Below are 22,253 nucleotides of genomic sequence, written 5' to 3'. Positions count from 1 at the left end.
GCGCACGACGGCTGCCGCCGTGCGCCCGCCGGAGGGTTACGGGACAGGCCTCAGTTCTCCGCGGACCGGTCCGCGTGCCGGTCTCGCGATGTCGCGCAGCAGTTCGTCGCCGAAGTGGGCGGCGACCCAGCCGTCGTCGTAGATGGTGTCCAGGTAGGCGCTGCCGAGGTCCGGGGAGATCGCCAGGACCCTGCTGTCCCGGGGGACGCGATGCCCGTGGGCCATGGCCGCGGCGACCACGGTGCCGGTCGAGCCGCCGACGAGCAGTCCGTAGCGGGACGCGATCGTGCGGCAGGCGACGATGGTGTCCCGTTCGGAGACCAGCACCCGGCGGTAGGCGCCGGGGCCGAAGATCTCCGGGATCCGGCTCGCTCCCATGCCGGGGATCAGCCGGCGGGCGGGCGCGCCGCCGAACGTGACCGAGCCCAGCACGTCGACGGCGACGACGGCGGGCCGGGGGTCGTGGTCGCGGAAGTGCTCCAGGCAGCCCATCAGCGTGCCCGAGGTGCCGACGCCGACGAAGAGCCGGTCGGGTACGCCGAACCCCTCGCAGATCTCGGCCGCGGTGCCGTCGCGGTGGGCGGCCACGTTCGCCGGGTTCGCGTACTGGTTCAGCCAGATGAGTCCGGGTTCGGTGGCCAGCCGGAGGCTGATGTAGGCGATCCGAGAGCCGAGGTAGCCGCCGTTGTCGTCCCGGCGTTCGATCACCACCACCTCGGCGCCGAGCGCCCGCATCTGCTGCACGCTGCGGTAGTTGCTGTTGGGGTCGGTCACGAGGGTGAGGTGGTAGCCGCGGGCCGCGCAGATCGCGGCCATCGCGACCCCGAGGTTGCCCGAGGTGGACTCGATCAGTTCGGCGCCGGGCCGGAGCAGCCCGGCCCGTTCCGCCGCGTCGATCATGGCGGTCGCGGTCTTCATCTTGATCGACCCGGCCGGGTTGCGGGACTCCAGCTTGAGCCACAGTCCGGCGTGCGGCAGCAGGCCGGTCAGCGGGACGAAGTCCTCGCCGGGTTCAGGCACGGTCGGATTGCGCATGGGCCACCTCCGTGGCGGGTGCGAGCAGGGAGGCGAGCCGCCGGGGCCGGGTCCGGTTGAGGTAGTGGCCGCCGTCGGGCACCTCCACCACCCGCGGATCGGCGGCGAGCAGCGCCCAGTTCGGCGCGGTGCCTTCGAGGTCGGGCACCACCGGGTCGTCGGCGGCCACGAGCAGGGTGAACGGCCGCTCCAGTGGTCCGCCGGTGCGCAGCAGCCCGGCCAGGAGCGCGTTGCCGAGCGCGGTGTCGCGGCGCAGGGCGGCCACCTCGTCCGGTGTCAGCGCGGGCAGCTCCCCCGTCCCGGTGCCGGGCACCACCCAGTCCCGGACGGTCTCGTCCGGCGCCCGCAGCACCTCGTGCACGGGATGGTCCGCGGGGTCGGCCGACCGGAGGGTCTTGCCGACGACGACGACCGACACCGGCCGTCCGGCCGGCAGCCTGTGGGCGAGCGCCAGGGCCGGTCCCGCGCCCGAGCAGTGGCCCAGCAGGGCGAGCGGGCCCGGCACCCGGTCCAGCTCGGCCGCCAGGGCGCTCACCAGCCGGTCGGGGTCCGGTGCGGCCCCCGGCGGCAGGTCCAGCACCAGGAGCCGTACGGGCAGCCGGTCCCGCAGGGCGTCGGCGAGCGGGAGGTAGCCGACCGGGGAGCCGCCCGCGTACGGGAAGCACACCACGGTCAGCTCCGGCCGGGCGTCGGCCGCGATCTCGGCGAACAGGCTGCCGCCGTCCTTCGGCGGGGAGGTCCGGGCCAGGGCCTCGGCGGTGCGGTGCCGCAGCAGTTCGCGTACGCCGAACCGGCCGCCGGAGCGCGCCGCCACGGCCATCGCGCTGAGCGAGTGGCCGCCCAGGTCGAAGAAGTCGCCGTCGGCCCCGACGGTGTCGGCCGGCAGGCCGAGTGCGTCGGCGAACAGGGCGACCACCTCCCGCTCGGCCGCCGTCGCGGGCGGCCGGGGGCGGCGCCGCTCCGTCTCCGGCAGGGGCAGGGCGGCGATGGCCGGCCGGTCCGCCTTGCCGTTCGCGTTCAGCGGCACCGACGGCAGCCGTCCGATGACGTCCGGGAGCATGTAGCCGGGGAGTTCGCGGGCCAGCTCGGCCCGGATCCCGGCCGCGTCGAGCTCGGTCCCGCCGCTGTGCCAGGCGGTCAACAGGCGCCGCTCCCCCTGGCGGTGGACGAAGGCGAAGGCGGCGGTGACGCCGGGGATCCGGCTCAGTGCCTGCTCGATCTCCGGCAGTTCGATCCGGTACCCGCGCACCTTGACCTGCTGGTCGCGTCGGCCGACGCAGTCGAGCAGTCCGTCCGGCAGCCAGCGGCCGAGGTCTCCGGTGCGGTAGAGCCGGGGGGAGGTGTCGTCGAGGGTGTTGGGCGGGAAGGCGGCGGACGTCCGCTCCGGATCGTTGACGTAGCCGGCGCCGACCGCCGGGCCGCTCACCAGGATCTCCCCGATGGTGCCGAGGGGGACCGCCGTCCCGTTCTCCCCCACCACGTGCAGGGTGGTGTTCAGGACCGGACGCCCCACCGGCACCCGCTCGGCGTCCACGGGCGCGGAGACGATGTGGTGGGTGATGTCGTCGGAGGCCTCGGTCGGCCCGTACGCGTTCACCATCGGCACCCCGTAGGCGGCGAACCAGCGGCGGGCCAGAGCCGGTCGGAAGGCCTCGCCGGTCACCATGAGGAAGCGCAGCGGGCCGAGTCCGGCCGGGCTTCCCGGGGCGTCGAGCAGGGCGTCGAGCAGTGACGGCACCACTTCCAGGACGGTCACCCCGGTGTCACCGGCCGTCCGCCACAGATCGGCCGGGTCGACCACGTCGTCGACGACGACGGAGGTGCCTCCGGTGAGCCAGGCCGCGAGCAGTTGCCAGACGGAGATGTCGAAGCACTGCGAGGCGGTCTGGGCCACCACGTCGGAGCCGTCGAGCGCGAGGTCCACGATCTTGGCCTGGAGGTGGTTCAGCATGCCGCGGTGGGTCACCGTGGCGCCCTTCGGCTCGCCCGTGGAGCCGGAGGTGAAGATGATGTAGGCGGGGTCGTCGGCCGCCACCGCCACCGTCGGGTCCGGTGCCCGGGTGCTCCCCTCCTTCAGCACCACCTCGTACTCCGCCGGGGTGAGCACCAGGCGGCAGTCGGCCCGGCGGACCATCCGGGCGACCCGTTCGTCCGGGTCCCCGGGCGACAGCGGCAGATATACGGCACCGGCCCGCAGGACGCCCAGGACGGCCACCGCCCACGGCAGGCCCCGCGTCATCCGGACGCCCACCGGCTCGCCCGGCCGTACGCCCCGGGCGTGCAGGCCCGCGGCCAGGTGCCGGGACGCGCGGTCCAGTTCGCGGTAGCGGAGCCCGGCCGAAGCGTGGCGCACGGCGACGGCGTCGGGCCGGGCGGCGACCGTTCCGGCGAACCGGTCGAGCACCGTCGTGCCCGGCACCTCGTGGCGCGGCCCGGTCCGCAGGGCGGCCAGTTCCCGCTCCTCGGCGTCGTCCATCAGCGAACGGGCCGCCGGGGACCGCCGGGGGTCGGCGGCCAGCAGCCGCAGGGCGGTGCGGTAGTAGCCCGCGATCCGGCCGATCTGCGCCGGGCCGAAGGCCGAGCCGTCGTAGTGCAGGCTCAGACCGGCCGTGCCGTCCAGCGCGTCCCGGAAGAACTCGGCCCGCAGCGGGAACTCGGTCTGGCTGTGCACCGCGACCCGGCGCAGCCGGAAGCCGTGCTTCCGGTCGAGGTCGTCCAGCACATGGAAGTGGGTGTAGTTGAAGACCGCCTCGAAGAGGTCGTGGCCCGTCTCCCGGACCAGCTCGCCCATCGGGAAACGCCGGTGCGGCAGCAGCGCCACCTCCGACTCGTGGACCCGGCGGATCAGCTCGGTCCAGCTCGCCGTGTCGACCCGCACCCGCAGCGGCAGGGTGTTGAGGAAGAGCCCGAGGGTGGCGTCCCCGTGCTCCTGCTCCGGCCGCCCGCTCAGCTCGTACCCGGTGGTGACGTCGAGGCGGCCGGACACGAAGGCCAGCACCGCCAGGTGCGCCGCCATCAGCACCGACTTCAGCGGCACGCCGGTCCGGGCGGCGACGGCCATGAGCTCCGTGCCGAGCGCGGCGTCCAGCGGGACGTCGAGCGTGCGCAGCGTCTCCGCAGGGTCCAGGCGGGCGTCGGGCAGCCGGGGCACCGCGGTCAGCTCGGCGCCGTCGAGCACACCGCGCCAGAACGCGCGGTGCTCCCCGGACTCCAGGGCGCGCTGTTCGAGCGCGACGAAGCGTTCGAAGCCCACCGGCTCGACGGCCGCGGCCGGGGCGGCCGTGCCGGAGAGCGCCGCGTACCGGGCGAAGAGGTCGTGCAGCAGCCGGTTGACGCTCCATCCGTCGAGCGCGGCGGCGTGGTAGCTCAGCAGCAGGTGCCGTCGTTCGCCGCCCAGGTCGCAGACGCTCATGCGGACCGGTCCGGGGGCGCCGTCCGGGAAGCCGGTCCTCAGTTCCCGCTGGACCGCCTCCTCCAGCCAGGCGCGCTGCTCCGGTCCGGAGAGGCCGGACAGGTCGACCGGACGGCACCAGTCCGGGGCCGTCCGGTGCACCACCTGGACCGGGACCGGCCGGCGCCCGGGGTGGAAGGAGGCGCGCAGCACCGGGTGCCGGTCGGCCACGTCACCGGCGGCGCGCAGGAACAGCGGCCAGTCCAGCGGGCCGTCGTACCGGTAGCCGGACACGTCGTGGTAGACCGCCGCGTCCCGGGTCGCGACCTCGTAGAGCAGCCCGCGCTGGAGGTGGGTCAGCGGATACGCGTCGACCGCGTCGGCGGGCAGCCCGGTCCTCGCGTCGTCCCCGGTGAGCAGCGCGAACGGCTCGGCCGGCCGGTCCTGTTCCGTCCGCTCGACCCGGCGCACCACCCGGGCCAGCGCGGCCACGGTCGGGTGGGCGAAGAGTTCCTGGAGCGTGAAGTCGAGGCCGGCGGGCCGCGCCGCGGCCAGGGCGCCGATGAAGGTGATGGAGTCGATGCCGAGTTCGAAGAAGTTGTCGTCGGCGCCGACCGGCCGGCCGCCGAGCACCCCCGAGATAATTCCGGCGAGGGTGGTCTCCACCTCGCCTCGGGGTGCGGTGGAGACCGTCCGCCTGCGCAGTCCGGCCAGCGCCTTCAGGTCCCGTTTGCCGTTCGGGGTGCGCGGGATGCCGTCGATCCGGAGGACCGTCGCGGGCACCGCGTACGCCGGGAGCCGCTCGGTGAGCGCGGTCCGCACGGTGTCCTCGATGCCCGGCTCGTCGGCCACCACGAACGCGCGCAGCGCCCCGTCGGCGGCGATGGCGGCGCAGTCGGTGACGCCCGTGACGCCGTGCATGACGTGTTCGATCTCGCCCAGTTCGATCCGGTGTCCCCGGATCTTCACCTGGGTGTCGAGCCGGCCCAGGTACTCCACCGAGCCGTCCTCCCGCCACCGGGCCGCGTCGCCGGTCCGGTACGCGCGCGCGCCGCGCTCCTGGAGGTCCGGTACGAAGCGCTCCGCGGTCCGTCCGGGGGCGCGCAGATAGCCGCGGGCCAGCCCGGCGCCGAAGAGGTACAGCTCGCCCGGCACACCGACCGGTGCGGGCCGTCCGTCCCGGGTCAGGATGCGCAGGCGCAGGTTGTCGATCGGGACGCCGAGCGGCACCGGGCGGCGCGCGTCGTGGCCGGTGCAGTCGTAGTGGGTGACGTCGACGGCCGCCTCGGTGGGTCCGTACAGGTTGATCAGGGCGGGCCCGCCGTCCGGGTACAGCTTCCGCAGCAGGAGTACGGTCTCGGTGCTCAGCGCCTCGCCGCTGGCGAAGACGCGCCGGAGCCCCGCGGGGAAGCGGCCGCGGAGCCTCGGCAGCAGCGCCTGGAGCATCGACGGGACGAAGTGCACCGTGGTGACGGCGTGTTCCCGGACGCGTTCCAGGATGGCCAGCGGCTCGCGTTCGGCGCCGGAGGGCAGCGTGCTCACCGAGCAGCCGGCCATCGACCACCAGAAGATCTCCCAGAGCGACACGTCGAACGAGACCGGCGTCTTGTGGAGCACGACGTCGTCGGCGGCGAGCGGATAGGCCCGCTGCATCCAGGTCAGCCGGTTGACGATGGCCCGGTGCTCGACCATCACGCCCTTGGGCTTCCCGGTCGACCCGGAGGTGTAGATGACGTACGCGAGGTCGTCCTCGCCCGCGAGGTCCGGGAGGTCGCCGCCGTCCAGGGCCGCGAGTCCGGGGTCGGCGGGGTCGACCAGCACCTCGGCGGCCGGGCACCGCGTGCCGACGACGATCCGGGCCCGGCTCTCCTCGATCATGTGCCGGATCCGGGCCTCCGGGAGCGCCGTGTCGACCGGCAGATAGGCGGCGCCCGCCTTGACGATCGCGTAGAGCGCCACCAGTTCGTCGGTCGACCGGGGCACCGCCATGCCGACGATCTGCCCGGGGCCCGCGCCCAGTTCGCGCAGCCGCCTGGCCAGCCGGTTCGCCCGCCGGTTGAGCTGGGCGTAGGTGGTGGCGCCGTCGCGCACCGCCACCCGGTCCGGAAACCGCGCGGCCCCGTCCTGGAGGCCGTGGTGCAGCAGGACGCCCTCGGCCCGGGGCCGGTCGGTCCGGTTGACCGCGGCGATCAGTTCGGCCTCCGCGGGGTCCACGAAGGTGAGCGCGGCGCCCACGGTGGCCGGTCCGGCCGGGTCGAGCAGCCCGGTGAGGAGCCGGGTGAAGACACGTGCCAGTCGGTCGGCCGTCGACGCCAGGAACAGGTCGGTGCGGTACCGCACCGTGAGCCGGCCGGCCGTCAGCGAGAGGCCCAGGGTGCTCCCGGCGGGCGGCTGCTCCGCGTCCGTGGCCAGGACCGCGAGGTCGCTGGGGACGAGGCCCTCGCGCCGGAGCAGGGCCTCGGGCGACACATGGAGGTTGCGGGCCCCGGTGAGGTACGTCTTCCGTACGCCGGACAGCAGCTCCCGTCCGGAGTGCCCGGGGTCGACGACGATCCGCACCGGGAAGGCCCGCCCGCCGGAGTTCGTCAGTACGCAGACGTCCCGGGTGTCCGTCTGCACGGCGGCGAGCAGCGCGGTCACCGCGGTCGTCAGCACCTGGACCAGGGTGGGGTCGTCGCGGGTGAGCGCCGCCGCGCGCGCGGCCGCGGCGGGGTCCAGCTCGGCCGTCGCGGTGGCGGTGGGCCGGTCGGCCCGCTCCGCCCCGAGCAGGTCCCTGCACAGCAGGGTGGCTTCGGGCAGCGCGTCGATCCAGGAGAGCCAGTACGACGTCTCCTCGGGGAACTCGTGCAAGGCCCGGCCCGCGATCACATTGGTCACAGCACCGCTCCGTAGTCGAAATCGGCCTCGTCGGCGTGGTCGGGGACGGCCGGAGGGGGCAGCACCGGCCCGTCCGGCGCGGAGTCCAGCTCCGCGACCGCGGCCAGCACGGAGTCCAGGAGGTGGCCTGCGGACTCCGGCGCGTACAGGTCGGTGGCGTACTCCAGGTCCACGACGAGGCGGTCCGGGTGGGCATGGGCCTGGAGGTTGAGGTCGAACCGGGGGCTGCCGGTCGGCAGCAGTTCCAGCCGGGCGCGCAGGCTCCCGGCGGCGAACGCGTAGATGTCCATGTTCTGCAGGGCCAGGAACGCGTCGAAGAGCGGGTTGCGGGTGCCCGGCCGGGCACCCCGGGCGGCGGCCAGCTCGTCGAAGGCGAGGTGCGGGTGGTCCAGGGCGCGGCGGTGTCCGGCGTCGAGTCCGGCGACCAGTTCGGCCAGCCGCATGCCGGGGGTGATCCGCACCGGCAGCGGCACGGTGGTGACGAACATGCCCACCGTGTCGGCCAGATCGGGGTGCCACCGCCCGTGCATCGGCGCGCCGATCACCAGATCGGTCAGTCCGCCGGTCCGGGCCAGTGTGGTCGCGTACGCGGCGAGCAGCACCACGAACGGGGTCGTGCGGTGCGACCGGGCGACCCGGGTGAGCAGGGACGCGGACACCGGGTCGCGGCGCTCGCGCGCGCCGGTGTCGCCGGGGCGCGGCGGGCGCGGGCGGTCGGTGACGAACGTACCGGCCCCGGGCATGCCGTCGAGTCGCGCGGCCCAGTGGCCGTGGTCCCGGGCGGCCCGTTCGGCGCACCACGCGGCGGCGTCCAGCCAGCGCACCGGGGGCCGGGCCGGGTCGCCGCCCTCGTGCAGATCGAGGAGTTGCTGGACGAGGACGCGCACCGAGACACCGTCCGCGATCAGGTGGTGCAGGTCGAGGTAGAGGCGGGGGCCCGCGAGCCGGGCGCGGAACAGGGGCGGCACCGCCGGGTCGAAGGGGCGCACGAAGCCGTCGAGTTCGGCGGCCGGGTCGCCGGGCGGTACGGTCTCGCACTCCCACGGGACGTCGTCGAGCACTTCCTGGCGCAGCCCGGTGGCGTCGACGTGGAGCCGGGTGCGCAGGGCGTCGTGCCGGTGGATCAGGGTCCGCAGCGCGGACCGCAGCCGGTCGGGGTCGACCGGGCCGTCGAAGTCGATCCGGACGGGGATGTTGTAGGCGAGCGAGGCGGGGTCGGCCTGCCACAGGGTGTAGAGGCCGCGCTGGGCGGGATGGGCCACGCCGGTCGGCCCGGTGCCGGCCGGGACCGCAGGGACCGACGCCGGTGCGGCCTCCACGCGCCGGGCCATCGCGCGCAGTGTGCTCGCCGCGTAGGCGTCGGCGAAGCGCAGGCTGCGCCCCATCCGCCGGTCGATCAGGTCGAGCAGCCGCGCCAGCTTCAGCGAGTCGCCGCCGCTGTCGAAGAAGTCGCTGTCCGGGGTGAGGTCCGAGGCGCGGCAGCCCAGCGCGGCGGCCCACAGCCGGGGCAGGGCCGGGGCGTCCTCGTCGGGCATCTCCTCGGCGGCCTCGGCGGGTACGGGCAGCCGGGCGGTGTCCACCTTGCCCGCCGGTCCGAGCGGCAGCTCGTCCAGGACGAGCAGGTGCGCCGGCCTCAGATGGCCGGGGAGCAGCCGGGCGAGCACCGGGCGCAGCGGGTGCGGTTCCGTTCCGTCGGTGACCGCGTACGCGGTCAGCCGGACCTCCCCGGCCGTGTCCCGGCGGGCGACCGTGTGCGCCCGCAGCACCCCGGGCAGGGTGCGCAGGGCCGCGGTGACCTCGGCGGGTTCCACGAGGTTTCCCGCGATCTTGACCTGCTGGTCGGCGCGGCCGTGGAAGTGCAGGACGCCCGAGGCGTCGCGGGTGACCCGGTCGCCGGTGCGGTAGTGGCCGTCGCGGAAGCGGGCCGCGGTGAGCTCCGGGTCGTTGAGGTAGCCGCGTGCCACCCCGGCCCCGGCGACCCACAGCTCTCCCTCGACGCCGTCCGGGACGGGCTCGCCCCGCTCGTCGCGGACGGAGAGTTCGGTGCCCTCGACGGCGGTGCCGATCGGGATCGGCTCGGGCACCGGGCGGGTGATGCGGTGCACGGTGGTGAACGTGGTGTTCTCGGTCGGCCCGTACCCGTTGCAGAGCGTGAGACCGGGGCAGTGTTCGAGCGCCCGGGAGGCGTGCCGGGGCGAGACCACGTCCCCGCCGGTGATCAGGGTCCGCAGGCCGGTGAACATGGCCGGGTCGTGGTCGGTCATGCGGTGGAACAGCGGGGCCGTCAGCCAGGCGAACGTGATCCGCTCGCGCCGCAGGAACGCCCCGTACAGCGCAGGGCGGGTCATGGTCTCGGTGTCGGCGATGTGCAGGGCCGCGCCGTTGAGGAGGGCGCCCCAGATCTCCAGGGTGGCGGCGTCGAACTCCGGGGCGGCGCCGTGGGCGATCCGGTCCTGTGCGCGGAAGGCGGCGTAGCGCGCGCCGCAGACCAGCCGGATCACTCCGGCCTGGCCGACCACCACGCCCTTGGGCTCACCGGTGCTGCCGGAGGTGAACATGACGTAGGCCGGAACGGCGGCGTCCGGCGCGGCCGGAACGGCAGCGTCCGGCGCAGCCGGGACAGCGTCGCCCGCGTCGCGCAGCTCCGCCGCCGTGACGAGCCGTGCCGGGGCGGGGAAGGCCGTCGCGTCCGGTCCGGGGCTCCCGCCCGTGCGCACCACGAGGCGCAGCCCCGCCTTCGCCACGATGCGGCCCAGCCGGGCCGTCGGGTGGGCCGGGTTGAGCGGCACGTAGGCGGCACCGGCCAGCACCGTGCCGACCACCGCCGTGACGAAGGAGGCCGACCGTTCGCCCATGACGCCGACGAGCGCGCCCTCGCGCACTCCGGCGCGGGCCAGCCCGCCCGCGAACGCCTCGGCGTCCGCGAGCAGTTCGGCATAGGTGTACTGCGCCCCGTCCTCGGACAGGGCCACGCGGTCCGGGTACCGGGCGGCCTGCGTCCGGAACCGCTCGGCGATCGTCACCACCCGTCGTCGCCCTCGTCGGCGGCGAGCCGCTCGGCCAGGTCGTCGATGCCCGCCTCCCGGGCCCGGCGGCACACCTCGGCGGTGAATCCGGCGAGGGTCGGGTGCTCGAACACGGACCGCACCGGCACCGTCAGGTCCAGCAGGTCGGAGAGGGTCAGGGTGATGTCCATGGCCAGCAACGAGTGTCCGCCGAGCTGGAAGAAGTCGTCGTCCGGGCCCACCTCCCCCAGGTCGAGCAGCTGCTCCCACCTGCGCCCCATGAGCGGCAGCACCGCCGTGTCCGGCGCGTCGTCGCCTACGGCTCCCGCATCCGTCGAGGCCCCGGTGCTCCCGGCCGCCCAGGGCAGGCCGAACTCGCTGACGCGGCGCCGCGGGTGGTGCGCGGCCTCGGCCAGCACCTGGAGCCAGCCCGCGCCGATCGCCTCGACGGTGGCGGCGTCGAGGACGTCGGTCCGGTAGCCGAAGGAGGCCCGCAGCTCGCTCCCGGCGTGCTCGACCGCCAGGTCCAGGTCGAACTTGGCCGTCGAGTACTCGGCGGGCAGCGGCTCCACCTCCAGCCCCGGCAGGGCGAGTTCGGCCTCCGCCTCGTCGTCCACGCCGAACAGCACCTGGAAGACGGGGTGGTGGCGGGCGTCGCGCCGCGGGGCGATCTCCTGAACCACCCGTTCGAAGGGCACGTCCTGGTGCTCGTAGGCGCTCAGGGCGGTCTCCCGCACCCGGTCGAGCACCTCGGTGAAGGACGGGTCCCCGGTGAGGTCGATGCGCAGCGCCACGGTGTTGACGAAGAAGCCGAGCAGCGGCTCCAGCTCCAGCCGGGTGCGCCCGGCGGTGGGTGTGCCGATCACCAGGTCGTCCTGGCCGGTGCGGCGGGCGAGCAGCACCCCGAAGGAGGCCAGCAGGGTCATGAACAGCGTCACCCCGTGCGACCGGCTGAGGGCCAGCAGATCGCGGTGGACGTCGGCGGGGACGGCGAGGGAGACGCCCGCCCCGTCCACGCCTCCCGTGCCGGCGGTGCGCGGGCGGTCCAGCGGCAGGGCCAGCAGCTCGGGGGCGCCGGCCAGCCGGTCCTTCCAGTAGGCGAGCTGCCGGAGCCCGTCCGGACCGGCGAGCCAGTCGCGCTGCCAGGCCGCGAAGTCGGCGTACTGCAGGCGTGGTTCCGGCAGGGCGGGCGTCCGCTCCTGCACGGCGGCCGCGTAGAGCTCGCCGAGTTCCCGGTGCAGCACCGACGAGGACCAGCCGTCGGTGACGATGTGGTGCTGGGTCAGCAGGAACACGTGCTCCTGCTCGCCGAGGGTGATCAACATGGTCCGGATCAGCGGTCCCCGGGCGAGGTCGAACGGTGCCCGCTCGTCGGCCCGGATCAGCATGTCGAGCGCCTCGGCGCGCTGTGCCGCGGGCAGTTGGGAGAGGTCGCGGCGGGCCAGTGGCACCCGGAGGTCCTTCCCGACCGTCTGGTGGAGCCGGTGTTCGGACCAGGAGAAGACGGTGCGCAGGATCTCGTGCCGGGCGACGAGGGACTGCACCGCCTCCTCGAAGGCGTCCGCCCGCAGCGGCCCGGTCAGCCGCAGCGCCACGGGTACGTGGTAGCTGACGTCGCCGCCGTTGAGCCGGTCGAGGAACCAGAGCTGCTCCTGGGCCGGTGACGCGGGGAGCGGTGCCCCGTCGCGCGGGACAGTGGCGATGGCCTGTTCCCGCCCCTGGTCGGCGCGGGTGGACAGCTCCGTGGTCAGCGACGCGACGGTCGGGTACTGGTAGATGGTCCCCAGCGGCACCTCGCGGTGCAGCGACCGCCGGATGCGCGAGGCGACCTGGGTGAGCATCAGTGAACTGCCGCCGAGAGCGAAGAAGTTGTCATGGCGGCCGACCCGGTCGACGCGCAGCACCTCCGCCCAGATCTCGGCGAGGCGGCGCTCGACCGGCGTCCGGGGCGGGACGTGGCCGCCGGTGTTGTCGTCGGCGGTCGGTTCCGGCAGCGCCCGCCGGTTGATCTTCCCGTTGGCGTTGAGCGGCAGCTCGTCCAGCACCATGATCACCGACGGGATCATGTAGGCGGGCAGCCATGCGGTCAGGTAGGCCACCAGGTCCACCGCGGCCTCGCCGTCCAGCAGCGTCGCGTAACCGACGAGCCGTGCGTCGCCGCCGGTCGCGGTCGGGCGGACCACCACCACGGCGTTGTCGACCGCCGGGTGTCCGCGCAGCGCCGACTCGATCTCGCCCAGCTCGATCCGGAAACCGTTGACCTTCACCTGGTTGTCGATCCGGCCGAGGATCTCCAGCACCCCGTCCGGGCGGAACTTCGCCAGGTCGCCGGAGCGGTACATCCGGGCTCCGGAGACGCCGGAGAACGGGTCGGGCACATAGCGGCTCGCGGTCAGCCGGGTGTCCCGGTGGTACCCGCGGCCCACCCCGACCCCGCCCACGTACAGCTCGCCCGGCACCCCGACCGGCTGCGGCTGCTGCCACTCGTTGAGCACGTAGAGCTGGGTGTTGGCCGTGGGCCGGCCGATCGGCACGATGCCGTCCTCGTCCGTGGGGCCCTCGTGCCGGGCGAGCGTGGCGTTGTCGATGGCGGTCTCGCTGAGCCCGTACGCGGCCACGATCTGGGTGTCCTGCCGGCACAGGTCACGGACCCGCAGATAGTCCCGGGAGTACCAGATGTCGCTGCCGGCCACCAGCAGGTCCAGGAAGTCCAGCCGCAGGCCGGTGTCCTGGAGGTGGTCGGCCAGCGCCGCGAGGATGGGGGTGATGAACTCGGCGCTGTTCACCTCCTCGCGCACCATCAGGGCGTGGAGATCGGGTGGGGACATCACCGTCTCGTGCGGGACGACGACCAGCTTCGCCCCGCTGAACAGGGCCCGGGTCGCGTCCGCGACGAAGATGTCGAAGGCGAAGCTGGTCATCTGCAGATGCGCGCGCATCGGCGTGTCCCGCAGATAGGTGTGCTCCCAGAAGCGGAAGTAGTTCGCGTAGTTGCGGTGCGTGACCATCGCGCACTTCGGGGTGCCGGTGGAGCCGGACGTGTAGAACATGCACGACAGCTGATCCGGGTCGATGGTGACCCCGGGCGCGGTCGACGGCATCGCCTCCAGCGCCGCCCGCTCCTCGTCGAGCAGCAGCAGGGCGCCCGCCGGCATGGGGACCTCGCGGACCGTGGCGGCGGAGCTCACCACGACGGGCACGGCCGCGTGGCCGAGCATGTACTCCAGCCGGTCGCTCGGATAGTCCGGGTCGAGCGGTACGTAGACACCGCCGGACTTCAGTACGCCGAGGAAGGCGACGACGACGTCCACGCCGCGTTCCATGCAGACCCCGACCGGGGTCTCGGTGCCCACGCCCCGGCTGCGCAGCAGGTGCGCCAGCTGGTTGGACCGGCGCTCCAGCTCGGCGTAGTCGATCCGGTCGGTGCCCTTGACCACGGCGGGCGCGTCCGGTGTCCGGGCCGCCTGCGCGTCGAAGAGCTCCGGCATGGTCAGCAGCTCACCGATGGGCAGTGCGGTGTCGTTCCAGTCCGTGAGCTGGTGGTCCCGCTCCGCCGGGGTCAGCATCGGCAGCGCGCCGACCGGGGCGTCCGGATCGTCGAGCAGTGCGCCGAGCAGCTGCACCCAGTGGCCCGCGGCGCGCTGTGCCGTCCGGGCGGTGAACAGGTCACTGGCGTACTCGATCTCGCCGCGGAAGACGTCACCCTGCTGGATCAGGTCCAGGCTGAGGTCGAACTTGGCCGAGACCTGGGTGTCGGTGAGGGTCTCCACGGTGATGCCCGGCAGGCTCAACTCGCCGGTCAGCTCGGCGGTCTGGAGCCCGAAGCTGGCCTGCACCAGCGGTGAGTAGCTCGGATCGCGGTCGGCCTGCACCGCTTGGACGACCTCGTCGAACTGCACGTCCATGTGCTCGAAGGCGCCGTAGACCGCCTCCGCGGCCGCAGTGACCAGGTCGTCGAAGCCGAGATCGGGCGCGACGTCGACCCGGATCACCAGGGTGTTGACGAAGCAGCCGATCAGATCGTCCAGATCGGGGTCGGGACGGCGGACCACCGGGATGCCGACGGCCAGGTCCCGCTCACCGGTGTAGCGGGCGAGCAGCGCGAAGAACGCCGAGAGCAGCACCACGAACGGGGTCGCGCCCCGGTCCCGGCCGAACTCCTCGACCCGGCGGGCCAGTTCCGCGCCCATCTCGAACTCGGCGACCGAGCCCCGGTAGCTCTGCACCGCCGGGCGGGGGTGGTCCGCGGGCAGTTGCAGGGTCGGCGGGAGCGGGGCCAGCCGCTCCCGCCAGTAGCGCAGCTGTTCGTCGAACTCCCGCGAGCGCGCGCGCTCGGCGAAGTCCGCGTACTGCACGGGCAGTTCGGGCAGCACGGGGGTCCGGCCCGCGAGGTGGGCCGGGTACAGCTCGTTCAGCTCGGAGAGCAGCACGGCCGCGGAGGAGCCGTCGAAGACGATGTGGTGGAACGTCAGCGCCAGCACATGGTCCTCGGGGCCGCAGCGCACCACGGCGGCCCGCAGCGGCGCCTGTCCGGCCAGGTCGAACGGCGCGTGGGTCTCCTCGTCGAGCAGCTCGCCCAGCCGCCGGTCCCGGTCCGGGTCGGCCGTGATGTCGTGCACCGGCACCGGCACGTGGGCACCCTCGGTGACCACCTGCACCGGCACTCCGGCGCGGTCCAGGAACCGGGTGCGCAGGATGTCGTGGCGGGCGACGACATCGCGCAGGGAGCGCTGGAGCACCGCGACGTCCAGCGGGCCGCGCAGCCGCAGCAGCAGGGGGATGTTGTAGAGCGAGCCGTCCGGGTGCAGGCGGTGCATCAGCCACAGGTGCTGCTGCGCCGCCGAGAGCGGCCGGTCCTGCCCGGACGGCGGGGCGGCCGGTCCGGTGGTGTCCGGTCGCTGCCGCCGCTTGCGCGGAACAATGCTCATCGGGGGCCCTCCACGGTGTGCACCGGCGTGATCGCCGCGTCCAGTTCGGCGCGCAGTGTGCCGGCGTAGCTGTCGAGTCGGTCCGCGCCGACCAGGTCGGGGTCGTACTGGACGGTCACCCGCAGGCGGCCGTCGGCGATCTCGGCGTGGGTGGCGACCGCGAAGCCGACGTCGGTGACGCGGTCGCGCTCCCCGATCACATGGGCGCCGTCCGGCGCGCCCCCCGGCTCGAACTGGACGAAGTTGAAGAACGTGTCGAACAGCGCGGTGCCGGGGCCGCAGCTCTGGATGTCGACCAGCGGGAGGGCGTGGTGGCCGATCAGGGACTGCTCGGTGCGCCACAGGTGCGACGGCTCGTCCGTGGCCGTCGCGGCGACCGGCACGGTGTTCAGGAACAGGCCCAGCGTCCGGTCGCCGCCCTCCTCGCCGACGCGTCCGTTCATCACCAGCCCGGTGACCACGTCCGGGCGTCCGGCCGCGGCGGCCAGCGCCCGCACGTGCGCGGTGAACAGCAGTGACTTCACCGGTACCCGGGCGGCCTCGGCGGCCCGTGCGAACACCTCGGCGGGCACCTCGTCGTAGTCGACGACGAGCGCCCGGCTCATCCGCGGGCGGTCGGTCCCGGCCAGGAGCAGCGGCCGGACACCGGCCAGGGCCTCGCTCCAGTACGCGCGGGTGGCCTCGTCGCTCCGGGCGGCGAGCTCCGCCTCGACGTAGCGGCGGTAGGGCAGCGTCGGCGCGGGCTCCGCCTCCCGGCCGGTCCGGCGGCGGTCGTACTCGGCGAGCAGTTCCTCGGTCATCAGCTGGAGGCTCAGTCCGTCGAGCACCCCGTGGAAGTGGGTCTGCACCAGCTCGAAGGTGTCGGGGCCGGTGCGCAGCGCGGCCAGCCGGAGCATGGGTGCCCGCCAGTCGAAGCGCGCGGCCTGTTCCTCCGCGACGAGCGCGGCGATCCGTTCGTCGCGCCCCTCCTCGGTGAGTCCGGTGAGGTCCTCCGTGCGGCAGGGGATCACGACGCGTCCGTGCACCAGTTGCAGCGGCGTCCGGTGGTCGGCGAGGTTGAACGAGGTCCGCAGCACCTCGTGGCGGGCGGCGAGCCGGTCCGCGGCGGTCCGCAGCGCTTCCGGGTTCCAGTCGCCGCGCACCGTGACCACCGTGACGACATGGTGGCTGTCGCTGTCCGGGGACGTCTCGGCGTGGAACACCATGGCGAGCTGGAGCGCGGTCATCGGGTACGCGTCCACGATGTCGTCCGCCAGCCGCGCGCGGTCCGCCGGGTCGATCAGGTCGAAGGCGGCCCGCTCGGGCACGGCCGGTTCGGCGGCCGGTTCCTGGCCGGTGATCTCGGCGGCCAGGGCCCGGATCGTGACGGCGCGGAAGGCGGCGCGCAGCGGGAACCGCAGCCCGGCGCGCCCGGCCACCGCCCGCATCCGGATGGCCCGGATGGAGTCCCCGCCCAGGGCGAAGAAGTCGTCGTCCACGCCGATCCCGGTGCGGCCCAGCACCTCTTCCCAGACCGCGACGAGCGCGCGTTCGCCGGCGGTGGTGGGCCCGGTGACGGCCCGGTCCGGCCGGCCCGGGGCGGGCAGCGCGTCGCGGTCGAGCTTGCCGTTGGCGGTCAGCGGCAGCTCGTCCAGGCAGACCACCTCGGCCGGGACGAAGGGCTCCGGCAGCCGCTGCGCGGCCCACTCCCGCAGCAGCGCCGCGTCGGGCACGGCCAGCGGCGGTTCGGCGACCGGCCGGGGGTCCTCGCGGTACTCCGGGCGGACCGCGTAGACCGCGTGCCGGTCGGTGCCGGCGAGCAGGTCGTCCTGTTCGGCCACCACCTCGAAGCCGCGGTCGCGCAGGTACTCCGCGATCCGCGCGGTCCGGCCGTCCGGCGCGCCGCCGGTGTCGTCGTGCACCTCCAGCGCTATCTGCTGGACGAGCGCGAGGTGGGCGTCGTCGATGCCGTGCAGGACGTCGAGTTCGGCCCGCTGCACATCGATCTTGAGGAGGTCGATCCGGGTCACGTCGGTCTCGGCGAGCACGTCCGAGAGGCGGCGCAGCGTGACCTCTTCGGTGTTCGGGGTGAACCGCTCGGCCAGTACGTCCGAGACCTCGCCGAACAGGGCCTCGTCCCGCCGGTTGGTGAGGAAGCGCTTGACCACCGACAGTTCGGCCGCCGGGTCGGCGTACGCGGCCAGTCCGGACATCATCGAGTAGCCGGGGTACACGGTGAAGGACGCGGTGCCCTCGCGGTCGGACAGGCCGACGGGGAACAGCTCGACGCGGCTCCGGCGGCCCTGGGTGTTCTTCTGCAGCAGCGCGTACGGCTCGGGCAGCGGCTCGAAGGCCAGGATCCGCGCGCCGGGGCAGGTGGCGTCGACGAACCGGGCGAACATGCCGATGTTCGCGCCCACGTCCAGCACCACCGCGTCCTCGCGCAGGGTGATGCCGCCGCGCAGATAGGTGCGCTGGACGAAGATCTCGTCGAAGAGGTAGCGGGTCTCGTGCGGGTTCACCCCGACGAGATCGTCCAGCAGGCCGGAGGTCGCCTCGGGGCGGGGCACCACGTAGGCGGTGAGCAGGTCCGGGCCCGTGGCGGCTCCCGGTTCCCGCGGCCGCCGTTCGACGACCGCACGGGCGAGGGCCGGGTGCGACTGGAGCGCGGCCGCCACCTCGCCCGGTTCCAGCCGGTGCCCATTGATCTTGATCTGGTCGTCCAGCCTGCCCGCGTAGGCGATCCGGCCGTCGTCGAGGAACCGGACCCGGTCCCCGGTCCGGTACGCGCGGACTCCGTCGATCTCGGTGAAGCGCGCCGCACCGGCCTCGTCCGCGGCCCAGTAGCCGCGGGCCACCTGGGGCCCGGCGACCACGAGTTCGCCCTCGCGGCCGGGCGGCACCGGGCGGCCGCCCGGGTCCACCACATGGACGCGGAGGCCGGGCAGCGGCCGGCCGATGGACGGGCCGTCCGCGGCGTCGATCCGGGCCCAGGTGGCGTCCACCGTGCACTCGGTGGGCCCGTAGAGGTTCACCGCGCGCACGCCGTCGAGTCCGGCGAGCTCCTGCCAGAGCGCCTCGTCGATCGCTTCCCCGCCGATGAGGAGCAGCTTCGGCAGGCGCTGGCCGGGCTCCCGGCCGTCCAGGATCACCCGCAGGTGCGAGGGGGTGCAGTCCAGTACGTCGGCCCGGTGCTCGGCGAGCCGGTCCAGCAGGGCCGGGACGTCCCGGCGGGTCTCCTCGTCGACCAGGCAGAGGGTGCGCCCGGCCGCGAGCTGGAGGAGTTGCTTGACCGAGGCGTCGAAGCCGAGCGGGGCGTTGACCGCGACCCGCAGTCCGTCCGGCGCGTCGGCGTAGACGGTCTCCTGGAGGGCCGTGTGCAGGGCGACCGCGTTGCGGTGTTCCACCACCACCGGGCGGGCGGCGCCCGTGGAGCCGGAGGTGAAGATGATGTACGCCGGGTCCGCCGGCCCGACCGGGGCGGGCTCCGCGCCCGTGACCGGCTCGCTGCCGTCGAGCGCCAGGGTGGGGAGCTCCAGGGTGGGCAGCTGCTGTGCGGCGAGGCCGCGCAGCGCCGTCCCGCCGGGCGTGCCCAGCACCAGGGCGGCGTCCACCGCCCGTGCCTGGGCCGCGAGCCACGCGGTGGGGTGAGCGGGGTCGAGGGGGACGTAGACCGCACCGGCGCGCAGCACGCCGACGAAGGCCGCGATCACCGACGCGGTCCGCTCGCCGAGCACGACCACGCGGTCCCCGGGGCGGACGTCCTGTTCGCGGAGCCGGCCGACGATCGCGTCCGCGGCGCGGTCGAGCTCCGCGAAGGTGAGCGTGGCGTCGGGCGCGATCACGGCGGGTTCCGTCCCCGGGGCCGCGGCGAACGCCTCGTCGAGCAGGGCCACCAGGGTCCGTTCGGCGTACGGGCCGGCCGTTCCGGCCCAGCGGGCCAGGGTCCGGGTCTCGGTGGGCCCGGCGCCGCCGCCGGCCAGCTCGGCCACCACGGATTCGAGCAGCATCCGCCCGGCCGCCGGGGCGGTGTCCGGCCCGGCGGCGTGCAGGGTCAGGCGCAGCCGCCCGTCCCGCGCGACGCATTCCAGGTGCAGTGCGGCGGCGGGCGGCGCGGAGGTCACCGAGATGTCCTCGGTGCCCGGCGCGGCGAGCCCTTCGGCGCGCGGCTGCGGATGCAGGGCGAAACCGGCGGCCACGGGCCGGTCCAGTGGCGTGACCCGGAGGCTGCGCTCGCGGGCCCCGGCGAGCAGCGACCCGACTTCGGCCTCGTCGGCCTCCCGGGGCAGGTCGAGCGCGACGAAGCAGCCGAGCGGTCCGACCACGCCGGTGGTTCCGTCGGGGTGGCGGCCCGAGTCGTACCAGGCGAGCGCGAGCGGCTCGGTGCCCGGGTCGAGGTAGCGGCCGAGCGCCCGCAGCCAGGCGGCGAGTACCCGCGGCTCCGGGTCGGCGTCGGGCAGCGGGCACTCGACGGTCCACTCCGCGGGTGCGGTGTCCCGGTGCGGAAGCGTCACGGAGGTGAGGGCGTCGGGGGCCGCGGGCACATCGCCGGGGGCCTCGTCGGCCTGCCACTCGGCGACGTCCAGGAACTGGATGCGATCGGGGTCCTCGGCGGGCGGGGCGCCGCGGTAGTACGCCGCGAACTCGTCGAGGAGCAGCGCCAGGCTCTCCCGGTCTGCCACCAGCACCGAGGCGTCGATGCTCAGGGTGTCGGCCGTGAGGGTCACGGCCACCGGCGCCGGGCCCTCCTCGGTGCCGGTCCCGGTGTCGGCGTCGGTGAGCGGCGGCACGGTGTCCTCGTCGACGACCTGGATCGGCATGCCGGTGCCGGTCAGGTCGCCGATGCGCAGCCGCAGCGCCTCGTGCCGCTCGGCCAGGGCCGCCAGGGCCCGTCCGGCCCGGTCCCGGTCGAGGGGGGTCCCGGTCCGCAGCCGCGCGGTGATCCGGCCGTCCCGGTCGTGGGCCCAGTGCCACCGCTGCTGGGTCGAGAGTCGGTAGCTTTCGGTTACGGACATGGCAGAGCTCGATTCACATAAAGGTCCGACATGGCGACCAGGGTCCGGCGCTCACCGGTGAACGGCTCGCGGCCGTGCGTGGCCAGGAAGTTGTCCACCATCAGGACGTCGCCGCGCTGCCAGGGGAAGGAGACCGCCGTCTCCTGGTACAGGTTCCGGATCAGCTCGACGGCCTCCGGCTCGATCGGTGATCCGTCGCCGTAGTAGGCGTTGCGCGGCAGCCCCTCCAGGCCGAATTCGCCGATGAGCGCGTCCGCCACCTCGGACGGCATGTTGGAGACGTGGAACATGTGGGTGTGGTTGAACCACACCTGCTCGCCGGTGCGCGGGTGGGTGGCCATCGCCTGGCGCACGGCGCGGGTCCGCAATCCGTTGTCGCCGGTCCACCGGAACGCGGTGTTCGACTCGCGGCAGTAGGCCTCGACCTCGGCCCGGTCTGAGGTCTGGAACACCTCCTGCCAGGGCAGGTCGAGGTCCTCGCCGTAGTTGCGCACGTACATCACGCCGTGCCGGAGGAACCGCTCGCGCAGTTCCTTCGGCAGCCGCGGGGTGAAGCGGCGTTCGCTGGCGAGCGGGGTGGCGCCGCCCGTCTCGGCGGGGAGGTCGCAGTAGAAGTACAGCCGGCTGGGCCAGTTGTGGGCGTACGACATCTCGTGGTGCAGCGGGATGACCTGGTCGGAGGCGAACTCCGTGGAGGTGAACACCTTGTCGGCGACCTCGCCCCGCGGTGCCGCCCGTTCCAGGTACCCCAGCAGCTCGGGGCTGACGCCGCGCGCGACGGCGCCGAAGGCCTCCGGGCCGGGCACCTGGAATCCGCGGAACAGGATGGCGCCGTGGCGGTCGAGATCGGCCAGGATCTCCTCGCGGTGGGCCGCCACGTACGGTGCCAGCGGGGCGCCGCCGTCGCTGCGCAGGATCAGACAGAACTCCTCGTCGGCGAACGAGCGGCGCACCGCGTCGGTGCCGCCGCCGGTGCGCGTACGCCGTCGTACGGGGCCGGGGGTCATCGGTCCGCCCCCGTCTCCGGGGCCTGCGACCAGCGGTCCGCCATCGCCGTCAGGATGCGCCGCGGGCCCTCGAAGGGCTCCCGGGCGTGCGCGGCGAGCATGTTCTCCACGAGCAGCACATCGCCCTGCTCCCAGTCGAATCCGACGGTCTCGGCCCGGTACGCCGCCCGGAGACCGGCGATGGTCTCCGCCGGGATCGGGCTGCCGTCGCCGAAGTAGGTGTGGTACGGCAGGTTGTCCTCGCCGACCGCGGCGAGCAGCCCCTCGCCGACCTCACCGGCGAGGGTGGCGTTGTTGAAGAACAGCGCGTGGTTGAACCACGTCTCCTCGCCGGTGCCGGGGTGGCGCCGGATCGCGGGCCGGACCTGCCAGGTCCGCAGCTGTTCGTCGCCGACCCAGGCGCAGGAGATGTCGTGCCGCGCGCAGTACGACTCCACCTCGGCACGGCTGCTGGTCTGGAACGCCTCCTGCCAGCTCAGGCTGATGCCGGGCAGGTAGTTGCGGACGTAGCGCACGCCGAGTTCACGGAAGCGGGCGACCGTCGCCGCGTCGAGCCGGGCCAGGACCCGCCGGCTGTCCGCGAGCGGGGTGCGGCCGCCGGTGGTGGCCGGCCGCTGGCAGCAGAAGACGATCCGCAGGGGCCAGTCCAGTGTGTACGACTGCTCGTTGTGCAGGGCGATGTGCTGGTCCGCGGGGTGGTCGGTGGAGGTGTAGACGCCCTGGGTGATCTCCTGCCGGGGCGAGGACCGCTCGCCGTAGTCCAGTACGTCGTCGGAGAGCGCCGCCATGACGCTGCGGAACGCGTCCGGCGAGTCGATGCCGAAGCCCCGGAAGAGCACGGCCCCGCTGTCGCGGGCGAGTCGGGTGACGGTCTGCCCGTGGTCCGAGAGCCAGGACACGAGGTCGGCCGCGCCCGTGCCGCGGACCAGGGCCGGCAGGGTGCCGCCCTGCCATTCGGGGGCCACCGTGACCATGGTCTTACGGGCACTGCGGCGAGATGGCGCGGTCATTTCACT

Annotated in this window: 7 protein-coding genes; all 7 read right to left on the bottom strand. The window is 74.3% G+C overall.

Annotated features, from left to right (window positions below; genetic code table 11):
* Nucleotides 1-36: 36 nt before the first annotated feature.
* Genes sbnA through ACFVFH_RS07015 form a run of 7 tightly spaced genes read right to left on the bottom strand, consistent with a single transcriptional unit; the run spans nucleotide 37 to nucleotide 22,247 of the window.
* Entirely contained in the window at nucleotides 37-1,035 is a 999-nt protein-coding gene (gene sbnA, locus ACFVFH_RS07045) for a 2,3-diaminopropionate biosynthesis protein SbnA (RefSeq protein WP_383764495.1), read from the bottom strand.
* Nucleotides 1,013-7,303 carry an amino acid adenylation domain-containing protein gene (locus ACFVFH_RS07040; protein WP_383764493.1) on the bottom strand — a complete coding sequence of 2,097 codons (6,291 nt, stop codon included), beginning with the start codon at nucleotides 7,301-7,303 and terminating at the stop codon, nucleotides 1,013-1,015. The genes sbnA and ACFVFH_RS07040 overlap by 23 nt, the downstream gene beginning before the upstream one ends.
* A complete protein-coding gene (locus tag ACFVFH_RS07035) occupies nucleotides 7,300-10,329 on the bottom strand; it encodes an amino acid adenylation domain-containing protein (RefSeq protein ID WP_383764490.1) in 3,030 nt (1,009 codons plus the stop codon). The genes ACFVFH_RS07040 and ACFVFH_RS07035 overlap by 4 nt, the downstream gene beginning before the upstream one ends.
* A complete protein-coding gene (locus ACFVFH_RS07030; protein WP_383764487.1) occupies nucleotides 10,323-15,236 on the bottom strand; it encodes an amino acid adenylation domain-containing protein in 4,914 nt (1,637 codons plus the stop codon). The genes ACFVFH_RS07035 and ACFVFH_RS07030 overlap by 7 nt, the downstream gene beginning before the upstream one ends.
* Nucleotides 15,233-20,230, bottom strand: a complete 4,998-nt coding sequence (locus ACFVFH_RS07025) for an amino acid adenylation domain-containing protein (protein ID WP_383764484.1) — start codon at nucleotides 20,228-20,230, stop codon at nucleotides 15,233-15,235. The genes ACFVFH_RS07030 and ACFVFH_RS07025 overlap by 4 nt, the downstream gene beginning before the upstream one ends.
* Entirely contained in the window at nucleotides 20,221-21,237 is a 1,017-nt protein-coding gene (locus ACFVFH_RS07020) for a TauD/TfdA family dioxygenase (RefSeq protein ID WP_383764481.1), read from the bottom strand. The genes ACFVFH_RS07025 and ACFVFH_RS07020 overlap by 10 nt, the downstream gene beginning before the upstream one ends.
* Nucleotides 21,234-22,247 (bottom strand): TauD/TfdA family dioxygenase, encoded by a 1,014-nt coding sequence (locus ACFVFH_RS07015; protein ID WP_383764478.1) that lies wholly within the window; start codon nucleotides 22,245-22,247, stop codon nucleotides 21,234-21,236. The genes ACFVFH_RS07020 and ACFVFH_RS07015 overlap by 4 nt, the downstream gene beginning before the upstream one ends.
* Between the last annotated feature and the right edge of the window lie 6 nt (nucleotides 22,248-22,253).

This window comes from Streptomyces sp. NPDC057697 (assembly GCF_042799335.1).
Classification (GTDB): Bacteria; Actinomycetota; Actinomycetes; order Streptomycetales; family Streptomycetaceae; genus Streptomyces.
The sequence above is the reverse complement of the archived record's forward strand: the minus strand, read 5'-3'. Positions and strand labels throughout refer to the sequence as shown.